Genomic DNA, 13,467 nt, shown 5'->3' with positions numbered 1-13,467 from the left:
ATATTACTCCTTAAGTGATTTTACGGCAGCAGTTTGAGAATCAATCCGCCGACCTAGCTTTAATGGTAAGTGTATCACAAAACTGGTTAATTCTGGCGTTGAATCGGCATAAATATAGCCACCGTGTAATGCCACAATACTTTGAGTAATCGCTAAACCTAACCCAGTCCCACCCGTTTCTTGCGAGCGTGAAGCTTCAACTCGATAAAACCGATCGAAGAGTTGATTCAATGAATCACTTGGAATCGGCTGACCATCGTTTGAAACTTTGATAATTGCTTCTTGACCAATTTTTTCAGCAGCTAATGTAATCTGTTTACCACCTTTGCCGTATTTCAAGGCATTGGCAATTAAATTATTGAACACACGACCTAATTTTTCAGTATCTGCCTCCATCATTAGCGGTACAGGATCACAAACAACGCTAATTTGCATGCCCTTTTTATTGGCTTCCAGTTCAAAACTGGCGGCCAATTGTTCTAACATCTGCTCCATATCAAACGTGGTCTTAGTAAGCGGCGTTGATGTCTGCCGAACTTTTGTATATTCAAATAAATCCTCAACCAGTACCTTCATTTGTTGTGCCTTCACAAAAGCAGTATGGGCATATTTTGTTAATTCTATTTTCGTTTGATATTGATTATCTTCAATCAAACCCAGATAACCAATAATTGACGTCAATGGCGTCCGCAAATCATGGCTAACATTGGTAATCAGCTCATCTTTACTTTTTTCAATTTTACGTTCTTCTTCCATCGATCGGACCGTACTATCAACGAGCGTATTAACACTGTCAATCACCCGTTGTAAATCCCGATTCACCCGCAAATTAATTCGATGTTCTAAATGACCATCTGCGATGTAATGTAACTCGTCAATAACATGCCACATCTGCATTTGATGATAACGCCGAATAAGCCGCCAATAGACAACCAATAAGTCGGCGACTCCCATTAAGATCACAAACCAATTTTGCCAACTCCAAATATGCCATTCGTTAGGGCCGATTGTAATGGCATTTTTAATCATCCACACGCCGCCCCTTAGTTGCGGATTATTCACAATTGCTTGTTGTAGTAACACCATGATAGACAGGTTCAATAGCAACAATAAGATAACTGTAATAATCCCCTCAGCAAAAAGTTCACTCTTTTCTTTGGCGGTCAATTCAATTTTTTGCAGATTCTTTTCTTCTTGATAGTCAGCCATTAAACTTCTACCTTATACCCTACACCCCAGACGGTTTCAATCACTTTTTCCCCATCGGTTGCTTCTTCAATTTTATCGCGCAAATGACTCACATGTACCATGACTGTTTTAGCTGACACAATACTTTCTTGTTTCCAAACCCGTTCAAAAATATCATCTGCTGAAAAAACACGGTTCGGATGGCTAGCGAGTAGGTATAAAATGCCAAATTCAAGGGCTGTCAATTGAATTTGCTTATGATTGATGGTCGTTACTTCATGTGAATCTCGTTTAATCACTAAAGGTCCAACTTCCAATACATCAGGGACTTCATTTGCAACTTGTTGTTGACTTCGCCGGAGCAATGACTTCACTCGGGCCATCACTTCAAGTGGGTTAAAAGGTTTTGACACATAATCATCTGCACCAGTTAACAGGCCTTGGATTTTATCCATATCGGTGGTCTTCGCCGAAACCACAATTATCGGGACTTGCGAATCCTTACGAACCGCCTTGATAACTTCAATCCCACTCATATTAGGCATCATAATGTCTAATATCATCAAATCAATATCCGGATTTGTGGCAATTTTAGTCAGCGCTTCTTTACCCGTAAATGCTTGAATGGGTTCATATCCTTCGTTTTTAACATAAATACTTAATAATTCAACAATTTCTTTATCGTCGTCGACAATTAAAATTTTCATAATCGTTACCTCATTTAATTTAACTAACATCATTTTGTCTGATTCGCTTTCATTGTAACAAACAATTTCCTACTTAGGGTTAAAGAATTCTTTAAATCCATTCTGACTATTTAACCATAAAAAAAGATTTAAGGCGGATATCATGCTTGCCTTAAATCTAGATTGAACGATCCGTTTTAGCGTGCTGAATAGTTCGGTGCTTCTTTAGTAATTTGAACATCATGCGGATGTGACTCAGTTAACCCCGCATTTGAAATTTGCACAAATTGTGCGTTATCTTGTAAATCACGTAAGTTAGCTGCCCCAACGTAACCCATACCTGAACGTAAACCACCTAGTAATTGGTAGATGACATCACTTAAAGCGCCCTTAGCTGCGACACGGCCTTCAATGCCTTCTGGTACCAATTTATTGGCTTCGTTAACACCACTTTGGAAATAACGGTCTGATGAACCATGGGCCATAGCCGCTAAACTCCCCATACCACGGTAAGTTTTGAAACGCCGACCTTGATAAATTTCAAATTCACCTGGTGCTTCATCAGTACCAGCTAGCATACTCCCAAGCATCACGGCGTTCCCCCCAGCTGCTAAAGCTTTCACGATATCGCCAGAATACTTAATGCCACCGTCGGCAATAATTGTCTTACCATATTCGCGCGCTACACCTGCAGCGTCATAAATAGCGGTTAATTGTGGCACACCAACGCCAGCTACAATTCGCGTCGTGCAAATTGAACCCGGACCAATTCCAACTTTAACCACATCGACGCCAGCCTCATACAAAGCCTTGGTTCCCTCAGCGGTAGCAACGTTCCCAGCAATCAAGGTTGCCGCTGGGAAGCGTTCCCGAATTTCACTAATTTTGCGTAGAACACCAGCTGAATGACCGTGTGCTGTATCGATAATAATCGCATCTGCACCCGCCTTTAGCAACGCAGCAGCCCGTTCAAAAGTATCACTGGTAACACCAACGGCTGCCGCCACTAATAAACGCCCATATTGATCTTTAGCAGCATGTGGAAATTCTTGCACTCTTTCAATGTCTTTAATCGTGATTAAGCCTGCTAAGCGTCCATCTTCACCAACTAATGGTAATTTTTCGATGCGATGCTGTTGGAGGATTTGTTCAGCTTCGACTAATGACGTCCCGACTGGTGCTGTGATTAAATTTTCACGCGTCATAACCGTACCGATTTCAACTGAAAAATCAGCAATAAAGCGTAAATCACGATTGGTAATAATTCCGACTAGTTTTAAATCTTCCAGGTTAGAAACAATTGGAACCCCACTAATCCGGTAGGTTCCCATCAATTCTTCAGCTGCACTAACTGGTTTATCTGCCGTTAAATAAAACGGATCAATGATGACTCCATTTTCTGAACGTTTAACTTTCAAAACTTCATCTGCTTGGCGTTCAATACTCATGTTCTTATGAATCACGCCTAACCCACCTTGACGCGCCATAGCGATTGCCATGGGTGCTTCTGTAACGGTATCCATGCTAGCACTCATAATCGGTGTGTTTAACTTAATGTTCTTAGCAAGCTGCACACCTAAATCGACCTCGTTGGGGAGTACATGACTCTCCGCAGGTATTAATAAGACGTCATCAAACGTAAACCCTTTTTTTGTAAACTTTGATTCCCATGCAGACATAATCTTCCTCCAATTTATGAACTAAATCAACCGCCAGCCTACCAATTGTTCGCATTATATCCAATCGATAACCAGTTTAAAATTTGTTAAAATACTAGCAGATTTTTCCATAAACGTCAATAAGCTCTTATTAAAAAATTATTTTATTCATTATTACATTTAATTTAATTCCGAACATTAAAATAAAGATGCATGTCGCGTGACTTCGTTATACAATAGAAATAACTTATTACAAAGGATGGATTGTCATGCGAGAACAACAACGGGTTTTAGATTTAACGCGAAGTTATAACCTGCGTGAATTAGGTGGTTACCGGACTGTCGACGGCCAGACTGTTAAATGGCATAAATTATTACGTTCTGGTAGTCTAAACGCACTAACTGCAACTGATATTGAAAATCTCTTGAACTATGGTGTTGCTTACGATGTCGATTTCCGTTCACGCCACGAAATTAAGGTCGCACCCGATCCATTTGATGACAGTCAACTAATTTATCATCGTCTTTCGGTATTTCCATTCACCGACCACGATGATACCCCTAAAAAGCCATCCAAAAAAGGATTAATCCACCTTTTTAGTAAAAAAAGGCCTGCTACTCCCGAACAATCAAGTATGGAGCGGATGTACCAGCAATTAGTCACTGACTCGCATGCCCAGGCCGCGTATCGCGATTTATTCACCGTCCTTTTAAATAACCATGATACCAATGGTGCCGTGCTTTATCACTGCTCAGCCGGTAAAGATCGAACCGGCGTCGCAACATACTTAATTCTAAGCGCACTTGGCGTCGGTTGGGATACAATCTTAGCTGACTATACCCTCTCAAATGCGGTCTTAGGTCTCGACTCAACCACGCCAACCCGGATTTCAAGTAACGATAGCCAAGTCGCTGCTATGAATGCTAAGCGTATTACACCGGCCAATTTAGCAATCGTCCGCGATACCATTAATCAAGCATACGGTAATATTGATAACTACCTGACCCAAGTAATGGCTCTCAGGCCTACAGAAATCAAGCAATTAAAAACAGATTATTTAGAATAGCTTATGTTTAGTATTAACTGTGCTTGATGTTAGCACCATCAATTTAAGAAATTTGATTAATCATAAGCAACAATTTCAAATCAAGGGCACTCAAATAAATTGTATTTAAAATTAAGTTCATTGTCGCATCTAAAAGGCTAACACAACTGAATTCGTGTTGGCCTTTTTAAATTGCTTTTTAATGACTCTTAATATAATTTCCCCCATCTGCTGTTGGAGCCACCGCTTTACCGAGAAAAATCACTAGAATAATAATCGTAATTGCGTATGGCGCAATCTGGAACCAAACACTATCCACATTGGCTAAAACCGGAATATAGCCTCCGATTATTGGTAAGCTTTGCGCTAAGCCAAAGAAAATTGCCGCGCCAGTAGTACCAATTGGATGCCACTTACCAAAAATCATTGCGGCTAACGCCATGAAACCTTGGCCTGAAATTGTCGCTGCACTGAAGTTTAACGTAATCGGTGCCGATTCGTATATTAAACCAGCCGTTAGCGCCAGTCGCAAAATTATTGATACCTTTTCAGAACAATCAGACCGGTTAACAGTGGCTGCTTCAAATTCACGGGCTGTTCATCCATTTCCTAAGGAATGGCGAAGCGATGCCTATTCAGTCGATGCATTACCAATTTTGAATGAATCCGGTCAGATTAAGACCTCTCTCAGTAAAGAAGTGGCGCATTGTGATTTAATCACCAAACTCACTCAGGCTACCAAACCAGTTACGCTAGTTTTTACCGGCCCACTAACCGATTTAGCACGGGCATTGGCGATTGACTCAAGTATTGAGCATAAAATCGAAAAACTACTCTGGATGGGTGGCTCTTTCCTTGAACACGGCAACGTCGCAGAACCCGATTCTGATGGCACTGCTGAATGGAACGCCTTCTGGGATCCCGAAGCAGTTAAAGTGGTTTTTGACACGCAAATTCCAATTGAATTAGTCAGTCTTGAAAGTACCAATAACGTACCTCTCACTCCAGCAATTCGCCAACGTTGGGCTAGCAAGCGCGCTAATCCCCTAATTGATTTCCTTGGAACGTGTTACACCTTTGTGCCACAACTCGTCCACTTTAAAACGAACTCGACTTATTACCTATGGGACGTCTTAACCACTTGCTACCTACTCAATCTGACCATCGGCAAAACAAAAACCATTCGTTGTGATGTCATTCCAAACGGAATTGCCGGTGGGCGCACTTTCTTAACTGAAAACGGACGTCTTGCTAAACTTGTTTACGATATTGATGCCGATAGCTTCTTCGATTTGATTGAAACAATTGCTAAAGTTGTTTAACATAAAAAAGTAGCGACTGATTATATGCCGATTAATTTTAACTAAAGTTAAATGTACAACTAAAAAAAGAGCTAGGCCAAAGATTACTTTTGGCCTAGCTCTTTTATTTTTAAACTGTTTTTGAACGAATTCCTAAACCATAAATCAGGGCCATCACGCCGCCAATCATGACTATATACAGCGGTAATCGACTAATCGATCCCGTGTGCAATAGACTCATGCCATACGTCAAAGCGCTGATTGCTAGGTAGTAGCCGAAACTAAACAAACCGCTTGCCGTGCCAATCACATCTTCATAACCAACTAACGCTAAATTCAAGACGACTGGCAAAGTCGTGTTCAACCCCCAAAAGACAATGAAGATTAAACCAACCATCCACCACAATTGGTTCGCAGCACTCGCAACCACTAGGCCAATCCCACCGATTAACGCGCCAACCAAACCGGCTTTAGCGGTTGTGATTGCCCCAAACTTGGGCGCGCCGTAATTTGTCGTCATTGCCCCAATGATGCTAGCGGCCGCCAACACCATCCCGAGCCAACCATACTGCACCGTGCTCATTTGGAAGTGACTGATAAAAATAAACGGCGCCTCAGCATAATAACTGAACAAAATCCCATTGATGCCACTAATTACTAAACCGTAGATCCAAACCGTTCGATCAGTCAATAAACGCTTTATCACGTGCCACCCATTGACTTGTCCCGTTGTCACAACGCGTGTTTCCGGTAAACTAGCACCTGCATATAAAAGTGCAGCTACTGCCATCATGATTAATACTGAAAAGACATTCCGATAACCAAAATATGTTTGCACCAATCCGCCAATTAGCGGTCCTAAAGCTGGTGCCAAGGCCATTGCTGCCCCCACTTTAGCAAAGACTTGCGCCCCACGAACACCACTAAAGGATTCACGCATAATCGTTTGCGTCACGACTGAACCAACGCTCGCACCAAAGGCTTGAACGAGGCGTGCAAGGATTAACCAGCAAAATTGTGGCGCAAGCAATAGCCCACAATTACCAATTAAATAGACCCCAATTCCCAGTAACATCGCCTGGCGCCGCCCAATTTGGTCGGATAACCAGCCCCAGAATAAAACACCGGCCGCAAAGGCGATGAAATAAATACTCATCGTTAATTGTGCAGTTTGGGCACTGACCTGTAATGCTCGGCTTAATTGCGGTAATACAGGGGTAAAAATTGATTCACTAATTTGGGGAAATCCCACCAATACAACCATCAATAGCATCGATGGGCTTTTTTTTGAGACGTTTTTCATTTTAAAACTCCTACTTAATTTAATCTGCTGAAAAACGTCTTTAGCCACTTACAGTTGCGCTTTGGATAAACTGTGAATAATTCATCTAATCACCTCCATTGATTTCATCGTCAACTTGTTAAACAATTCCTAACAATATATCAAATAATCAGACTTGCTTCAAGACAGACAAAAAGAGGCCGCAAGTCGACCTCTTTAACGTCCGTTTTAATTCGCAACGTTCTGCGCTTTATTTCGTTAGCCACATAGACAGTTTAGCTAATCCGCGGAAAATAGCCGCCTTTTCTTAGCAGTCGGTCGGCTTACCAGCTCGCTTTTTTAACGCCGGGAATTTGGCCTTTATGGGCCAATTCGCGGAAATTGATACGACTCATGCCGAATTGCCGCATGAAACTTCTTGGACGACCGTCAATCGCATCCCGATTACGTAAACGCACTGGGCTAGAGTCCTTAGGCAATTGAGAAAGGGCCATGTAATCGCCCTTTGCCTTTAATTCTGCCCGCAAGTCAGCGTATTTTGCGACAAGTGCGCGTTGTTTTGCTAATTTTGCAATTTTTGATTTTTTTGCCATTGTTAAAACCCCTTCTTCATGTGCTTGAATGCACTGTTTTTCTTAACGCACTTCTATCTGATTAGATACCCGATTGAAATAGCCTACGCCAACTATCTATGAAATGCAATTAAAAAGACTTATAAAAAGTAACCATTTTTCGAGACCGGCCTATGCTATACTGAATATAAGTTGATTTCACAGAAAGGGGCACTTTATTATGGCCCAAAAAAATATTCTCCAATACTTAATTCTCGGGCTGTTAAACCAGTCGCCCAAAACCGGTTATGATTTAAAACGCGTCTTCGAAGACGACATCGGTGAATTCTGGCAAGCCCAACACAGCCAAATCTATCCTGAACTCAAACGGCTCGAACAGGCTGATCGAATCACTCACGTTGAATTGATTGCCGGAAAAAAATTAAAAAAGAAGCAGTATTCAATCACCGCAAGTGGCATTGATTTTTTTGACGAATGGCGTTACTCCCCAACCAGTGAAATCCTCGCTAGTAAAGACGAATTCATTTTGAAATTATATTTCATCGAATCAAAAAAAGACAACCATCTCGATGCCATGTTCGCTGAACAAACAAGTTTACATCAAGCCAAGCTAAACCACTTACTTGCTCGACGGCAAACACTTTTCAGCCAATCAACAGAAATCGACAATCACTATGGTCACTATCTCATTTTAGAGCACGCAATCAACCGCGAACAGGACTATCTCAACTGGTTAACTTTGGCCCAGCCGTAATCCCCCCTTAACAAATTCGCGATAAGTGCTATCCTGTTAGTAAGAAGTAAATTAAGTTAGGCTGTTTCTTCATTTGTATACGTTATAATTACGCGCTTGTACAGGTGGTCAGTTGACCAATTGGATAGGCGTTTTTTGTTTGATGCAGCCCAGACTTTAACAAATTCAGGAGGATTATTATTTTAAAGCACAAGAATGTTGATAAAGTCGTCTTCATCCCCACGATGTTACTGTTCGGGATTGTCTCCGCATTACTAATGTTGGGGGGTGACACGCTTCAACAGTCGATTTCACAATTACTCGATGTGATGACGACTCATTCTAAATGGCTTTATATTGGCATTTATATCATTAATTTTATTTTCCTAATTTGGTTAGGATTTAGTCGCTATGGCCGAATTCGACTTGGCCGAGTAAACGAACGCCCAGAATATAATGATTTTCAATGGGGAAGTATGGTTTTTGCAACTGGGATTGATGCCAGCATCCTAATGCTTAGTACGACTGATCCCTTGCAATACTTACAAAATCCCCCATTTGGTGCAAAGCCCTTTTCTGCTGCAGCATATCGCTATGCCAACGTTTGTGGTCAGTTTAATTGGGGCCCGATGGCTTGGATGATTTTTGCAACAGCAACAATTGCAATCGGGTATGCCATCTATGTTAAAAAAATCCGGGTCCAACGTTTAAGTGCTGCCATTGACTTATTAGAGGGTCCACAACCTTATAAAAAAATTCTCCGTGAATTAATCGATTTCACCGTCGTTTTTGGGATTATGGGCGGCATTGGTTCATCCATCGGTATGGAAATCCCGGTGATTTCTAAAGTCCTTAGTACCATGACCGGCCTCGATGATACTATCTGGCTGAAATTAGCCCTTTTTGGTATTTTACTGATTTTATTTACCTTCACGGTTTATGCCGGTTTAAACAAAGGAATTAAAAAATTAAGCGCTTGGCATATTTACACCGCAATCGGCTTTTTACTACTCGTTTTATTTATCGGCCCAACGCTAAAGTTAATTGGTGCTGAAGGGCACGATATCTTTCATTTATTTAGTAATTTTGGTCGTTTAAGTTTAAACCAAACTGGAACACACAGCGCGTTCGCACAACATCAAACGCTTTTTTATTGGGGTTGGTGGTTGGCTTATATGCCTGTTATGGGCTTGTTCATCGCGCGAATTTCGCGCGGCCGAACCATTCGTCAGGTACTACTTGGCATGGCAACTTATGGTGCCATTAGTTGTATGAGTTTTTATGCCATTCTTGGTGGCTACGCACTTTTCTTACAGCGTTCTGGGCAAATTGATCTTGTCCATCTATTAAACACCCAAGGTCAGGCGACTGTGATTGCTGCAGTCATCACCACCTTGCCTTTTAAAATTATTATGTTAGCCATCTTTTGTCTTTCGTGTTTCATTTTCCTTGCTACCACAATTTCCTCGTCTGCTTTCATCGTATCATCTTTCACTAGCTTGGAACTCAAACTCGGTGAGCAACCAAACCGCTGGAACCGGATGGCTTGGGTTGTCATTTTTATTCTATTCTCACTGGGCATTGTTCTCGTTGGTAGTTTTAAAACAATTCAAGCGGTTTGTGTGATTGCTGGCTTCCCATTAATTTTCGTCTGCGCCTTATTACTGATTTCAATTTTCCATAACGTCCACAGTGGAATACTCCCCGTCACAATTAAAAAAACAGCACCTGATAAAGCCTTAAAAAGTAAGCTGATTCCTAAGTTTTTCTTGTAATTCACCGATAGTTTCCCAAATCTATCAAAAAGGGACTACGACAAAGTAATTTGTCTTAGTCCCTTTTTGATTATGATACTATTTTTTGAATCGCAGCTAGTTCTTCAGCTGAAAACGTTAAATTATCGAGCGCGTGTACACTATCTTCAAGTTGACTCAAACGTGATGCACCCACTAGCACACTTGCAACGGTTGGTTGTTGTAAGTTCCACGCAAGGGCCATTTCAGCCAGTGATTGACCTCGTTGTTTTGCAATCTGATTCAATTTTTGAACAGTGTCAATTGTTTGGTCAACCCGGTCTGGCGATAAGAATGGACTGTCCGGACGTGCTGCTCGTGAATCAACCGGAATGCCATTAAGATACCGATTGGTCAACAAGCCTTGTGCCAACGGACTAAACGTAATCGCACCTAATCCTTCATCTGCCAATACATCCGTTAGGCCATCTTCAATCCATCGATCAAGCATATTGTACCGTGGTTGATGAATAATAAATGGTGTCCCGAGTGCTCTAAAAACCTTAGTAATTGCCTTGGTTTGTGCCGCCGAATAATTCGAAATGCCAATATATAACGCCTTACCTTGGTGGACCAATAAATCTAAGGCTTGCGCCGTTTCTTCAATTGGTGTCTCTGGATCTGGACGATGATGATAGAAAATATCGACGTAATCTAACTGAAGTCGTTTTAACGACTGATTACAGCTAGCGATAATATTTTTCTTAGAACCCCATTCACCATAAGGACCGGGCCACATATAGTAGCCAGCCTTCGATGAAATAATCATCTCGTCACGATAGCGCCACAGATCATCATGCAAGATACGGCCGAAATTTTCTTCGGCACTGCCTGCTGGTGGCCCGTAGTTATTAGCTAAGTCAAAATGGGTAATTCCCATATCAAAAGCGCCAAAAATAGTTTCCTTTTGGGTCGCCATTTTATCTGTTTCACCAAAATTATGCCATAATCCCAATGAGATGGCTGGCAATTTCAAGCCGGAATGGCCTACCCGATTATATTGCATCTCTTGATACCGATTTTCTAATGCTTGATACATTTATACCGCCTTCTTTACTGATATTTAGTGTCTTAACCGAGCGCTTGAATGGCGTCTTCCACCAGTCTCCAGAACTTATCGTGATTCAGTTTAACCGCTACTGATGTGTGACAATTCTCAGGAATTGGATACCGGAAATCTACAACCGTCATCCCTCTAGTTAGTGTCCCGTTGAGTTCAATGTCAACTGGAACCTTCTTAGTCGTCATTACCGTCGGATCAATCACATAGGCCACCGCACATGGATCATGAACGGGCGGCGCATCAAAATTTTGCCCCTTCTTGTACATATCGCGGAAAAAGGTTAACAAATCAACCACAAACTTAGCCGTTTCAGTATGAATCCCTTCAATTGCTGCAACAATATCTGGCGTTGCCAACGCTTGATGCGTTAAATCCAAGCCGACCATCGTGACGTCCCAGCCTGCATTGAAGACAATCTTAGCCGCCTCTGGATCAAATTTAATGTTAAATTCGGCCACAGCACTCGCATTAGCCTCGTGATAACCGCCACCCATGAGAACAACTTCTTTAACCCGCTCCACAATCTTCGGTTCCTTGCGCACCGCCATTGCAATGTTGGTCAACGCACCTGTTGGCACCAATGTGATTGTTTTAGCTGGATGATTCATAATTAAATCAATGATTAAATCAACTGCATGTATTTTTTCAAGTTCGACAGTTGGTTTGGGTAAAACAACCCCATCAAGGCCAGATTCACCGTGAATATCAGCTGCCACTTTAATTTCTTCAATTAATGGTCGCGAACAACCGGCAGCAATCGGTACATCGTGCATGCCAATCATTGTCGCGACTGCGAGGGCATTACGTGTCACTTTCGTTAACGTTTGATTGGCAGCCACTGTTGTCACTGCCATTAAATCGATTTCGGGATTGCCATACGCTAACATCATGGCAATGGCATCGTCATGGCCTGGATCACAATCAAGAATCATTTTCTTTGCCATTGGTAAAACCTCCACTCTCTTTCACTTCGTGCGTACTATCACTATAGAATTTAAGCGATTTCAAGTCAACCATTAACTTAGCGCGATTCACCTTTAAGAATCGCCTTTTACTCACTTATCGAATTTACATTAGTCGGTGAAGTAAGTATGCCGACTGAACATCAGCTAAATCCTAAAAATAGACCGTCAAACATAGGTGGACAAATCATGATGTCATTGATTTCGAGCTTGGTAAAGAATATTTAATTGGCACCAAAATCGCTAACGGCGGCGTTAAGAATAGTGCTACAATGACGACGAGTGGTCTTTTGATTACAATGGAGGAAAGCATAAAGAGTATGATAATTTACCGTTTGATTGTACAGTAACCTATAAAATTTTAATTTATAATGGCCACTTTTCCGGTAATGATGCTCTAAAAGTCTTAGAAACTGATGCAGAAAAGATTCGACTGGGTGTATTAATTGGTTTATATTGGTTGACTTTTGGGTCGAGATTGGAGCTTTTTTTGCAATATTAGCTGCTCTTCTCCCTTATATTGCAGCGGCTGTATTAGCTAAAAAAACAGTTTACCTTAAACCATTTTTTAAGAATAACCCTTTTAATTCTAAGGCTTTGTAAAAACAGAATCAAACGTTAAATATACTAATATCACTAGAAATTGAAATCCACTGCTTATCATACTTAATGGTGAATATATCGGCATCTCTGGAGGTAAAAAGAAGTCATGTAGGGGGGTATAGTTAATATAGCTAGATGTAAATTTTACACCAAAGAAGAAGAATAAAAATAAAAAAATTTTAATGCAAGTTGTCATATTGTACTAGGCCCTGTCAAGTTGACGGATGAAATAATATAAAATTTAATATGTTTCTAAACGGCTTTATTCCAGTATTCATCTGGAGTAAGGCCGTTTCTTTGTGTTGAACGATTATAGTGATTAAAATATTCGATTCCTGCTTCAACCAATTTCATTAGTTCTTGATAGGTCTTTGGCATTGGATGTCGTGCCATCCATCGATGCTTAAATTCATTTCACCAACGCTCCATCGGGCGTTGTCATACGGTGTCCCTGGTCGGGACATACTTCTAGTCACCTCACATTGATCAAGATAGCGGCTAAACATTTTTGATGTATATGCTGAACCGCGATTATCAACGAGTGTTTCATAACCACCTTGTTGTGCTTTAAGAACCCACG

11 protein-coding genes and 2 pseudogenes are annotated in these 13,467 nt (G+C 41.3%); 4 read left to right on the top strand and 9 right to left on the bottom strand.

Translation table 11 applies throughout. The annotated features are described in order from the left end of the window. Window positions 1-3: 3 nt before the first annotated feature. From FC90_RS00740 to guaB, 3 genes are all read right to left on the bottom strand, one after another. Window positions 4-1,209, bottom strand: coding sequence for a sensor histidine kinase (locus FC90_RS00740; protein WP_057907397.1), 1,206 nt, complete (start codon window positions 1,207-1,209; stop codon window positions 4-6). After that, window positions 1,209-1,895 (bottom strand): response regulator transcription factor CroR, encoded by a 687-nt coding sequence (gene croR / locus FC90_RS00735; RefSeq protein WP_057907396.1) that lies wholly within the window; start codon window positions 1,893-1,895, stop codon window positions 1,209-1,211. The genes FC90_RS00740 and croR overlap by 1 nt, the downstream gene beginning before the upstream one ends. Window positions 1,896-2,071: 176 nt before the next feature. Beyond that, window positions 2,072-3,553, bottom strand: coding sequence for an IMP dehydrogenase (gene guaB / locus FC90_RS00730; RefSeq protein ID WP_057907395.1), 1,482 nt, complete (start codon window positions 3,551-3,553; stop codon window positions 2,072-2,074). A gap of 248 nt (window positions 3,554-3,801) precedes the next feature. On the opposite strand from guaB, the gene FC90_RS00725 reads away from it, so the two are divergent. Then, the gene (locus FC90_RS00725; protein WP_057907394.1) at window positions 3,802-4,599 is read left to right on the top strand and encodes a tyrosine-protein phosphatase; all 798 of its coding nucleotides are present in this window, start codon (window positions 3,802-3,804) and stop codon (window positions 4,597-4,599) included. A 178-nt stretch (window positions 4,600-4,777) separates the two neighbouring features. On the opposite strand, the pseudogene FC90_RS00720 reads toward FC90_RS00725, so the two are convergent. Continuing rightward, window positions 4,778-5,065, bottom strand: a pseudogene (locus tag FC90_RS00720) (ABC transporter permease); the annotation flags it as partial. Here FC90_RS00720 and FC90_RS00715 point away from each other — a divergent pair. Next, complete coding sequence (locus FC90_RS00715) at window positions 5,019-5,900, top strand: nucleoside hydrolase (protein WP_057907392.1); 882 nt, start codon at window positions 5,019-5,021, stop codon at window positions 5,898-5,900. The pseudogene FC90_RS00720 and the gene FC90_RS00715 sit on opposite strands and share 47 nt — an antisense overlap. A gap of 109 nt (window positions 5,901-6,009) precedes the next feature. On the opposite strand, the gene FC90_RS00710 is transcribed toward FC90_RS00715, so the two are convergent. Both FC90_RS00710 and rpsN read right to left on the bottom strand, forming a co-directional pair. Beyond that, window positions 6,010-7,182, bottom strand: a complete 1,173-nt coding sequence (locus FC90_RS00710; RefSeq protein ID WP_057907391.1) for a multidrug effflux MFS transporter — start codon at window positions 7,180-7,182, stop codon at window positions 6,010-6,012. A gap of 302 nt (window positions 7,183-7,484) precedes the next feature. Further along, complete coding sequence (gene rpsN / locus FC90_RS00705) at window positions 7,485-7,754, bottom strand: 30S ribosomal protein S14 (protein WP_057907390.1); 270 nt, start codon at window positions 7,752-7,754, stop codon at window positions 7,485-7,487. Window positions 7,755-7,953: 199 nt separating this feature from the next. Here rpsN and FC90_RS00700 point away from each other — a divergent pair, with 199 nt between their 5' ends. Then, entirely contained in the window at window positions 7,954-8,487 is a 534-nt protein-coding gene (locus tag FC90_RS00700; protein ID WP_057907389.1) for a PadR family transcriptional regulator, read from the top strand. 215 nt (window positions 8,488-8,702) lie between these two features. Then, complete coding sequence (locus FC90_RS00695) at window positions 8,703-10,241, top strand: BCCT family transporter (protein ID WP_264289591.1); 1,539 nt, start codon at window positions 8,703-8,705, stop codon at window positions 10,239-10,241. 70 nt (window positions 10,242-10,311) lie between these two features. Here FC90_RS00695 and FC90_RS00690 read toward each other — a convergent pair whose 3' ends face one another. The 3 genes and pseudogenes from FC90_RS00690 to FC90_RS09155 form a co-directional block, all read right to left on the bottom strand. Continuing rightward, window positions 10,312-11,298, bottom strand: coding sequence for an aldo/keto reductase (locus tag FC90_RS00690; protein ID WP_057907387.1), 987 nt, complete (start codon window positions 11,296-11,298; stop codon window positions 10,312-10,314). Window positions 11,299-11,330: 32 nt separating this feature from the next. After that, window positions 11,331-12,266: a uridine-preferring nucleoside hydrolase UriH gene (gene uriH, locus FC90_RS00685; protein WP_057907386.1), complete on the bottom strand. Its 936-nt coding sequence runs from the start codon at window positions 12,264-12,266 to the stop codon at window positions 11,331-11,333. A gap of 974 nt (window positions 12,267-13,240) precedes the next feature. Then, a pseudogene (locus FC90_RS09155) lies at window positions 13,241-13,467 on the bottom strand (hypothetical protein); the annotation flags it as partial.

Origin of the sequence: Latilactobacillus graminis DSM 20719, from assembly GCF_001436415.1 — a bacterium.
GTDB classification, from domain to species: domain Bacteria; phylum Bacillota; class Bacilli; order Lactobacillales; family Lactobacillaceae; genus Latilactobacillus; species Latilactobacillus graminis.
This window is presented reverse-complemented; position numbering and strand designations above follow the sequence as displayed.

Coding starts and splice junctions, on each gene's coding strand:
- FC90_RS00740 (WP_057907397.1), bottom strand. CDS start 1,209: ATGGCTGACTATCAAGAAGAAAAGAATCTGCAAAAAATTGAATTGACC.
- croR (WP_057907396.1), bottom strand. CDS start 1,895: ATGAAAATTTTAATTGTCGACGACGATAAAGAAATTGTTGAATTATTA.
- guaB (WP_057907395.1), bottom strand. CDS start 3,553: ATGTCTGCATGGGAATCAAAGTTTACAAAAAAAGGGTTTACGTTTGAT.
- FC90_RS00725 (WP_057907394.1), top strand. CDS start 3,802: ATGCGAGAACAACAACGGGTTTTAGATTTAACGCGAAGTTATAACCTG.
- FC90_RS00715 (WP_057907392.1), top strand. CDS start 5,019: ATGAAACCTTGGCCTGAAATTGTCGCTGCACTGAAGTTTAACGTAATC.
- FC90_RS00710 (WP_057907391.1), bottom strand. CDS start 7,182: ATGAAAAACGTCTCAAAAAAAAGCCCATCGATGCTATTGATGGTTGTA.
- rpsN (WP_057907390.1), bottom strand. CDS start 7,754: ATGGCAAAAAAATCAAAAATTGCAAAATTAGCAAAACAACGCGCACTT.
- FC90_RS00700 (WP_057907389.1), top strand. CDS start 7,954: ATGGCCCAAAAAAATATTCTCCAATACTTAATTCTCGGGCTGTTAAAC.
- FC90_RS00690 (WP_057907387.1), bottom strand. CDS start 11,298: ATGTATCAAGCATTAGAAAATCGGTATCAAGAGATGCAATATAATCGG.
- uriH (WP_057907386.1), bottom strand. CDS start 12,266: ATGGCAAAGAAAATGATTCTTGATTGTGATCCAGGCCATGACGATGCC.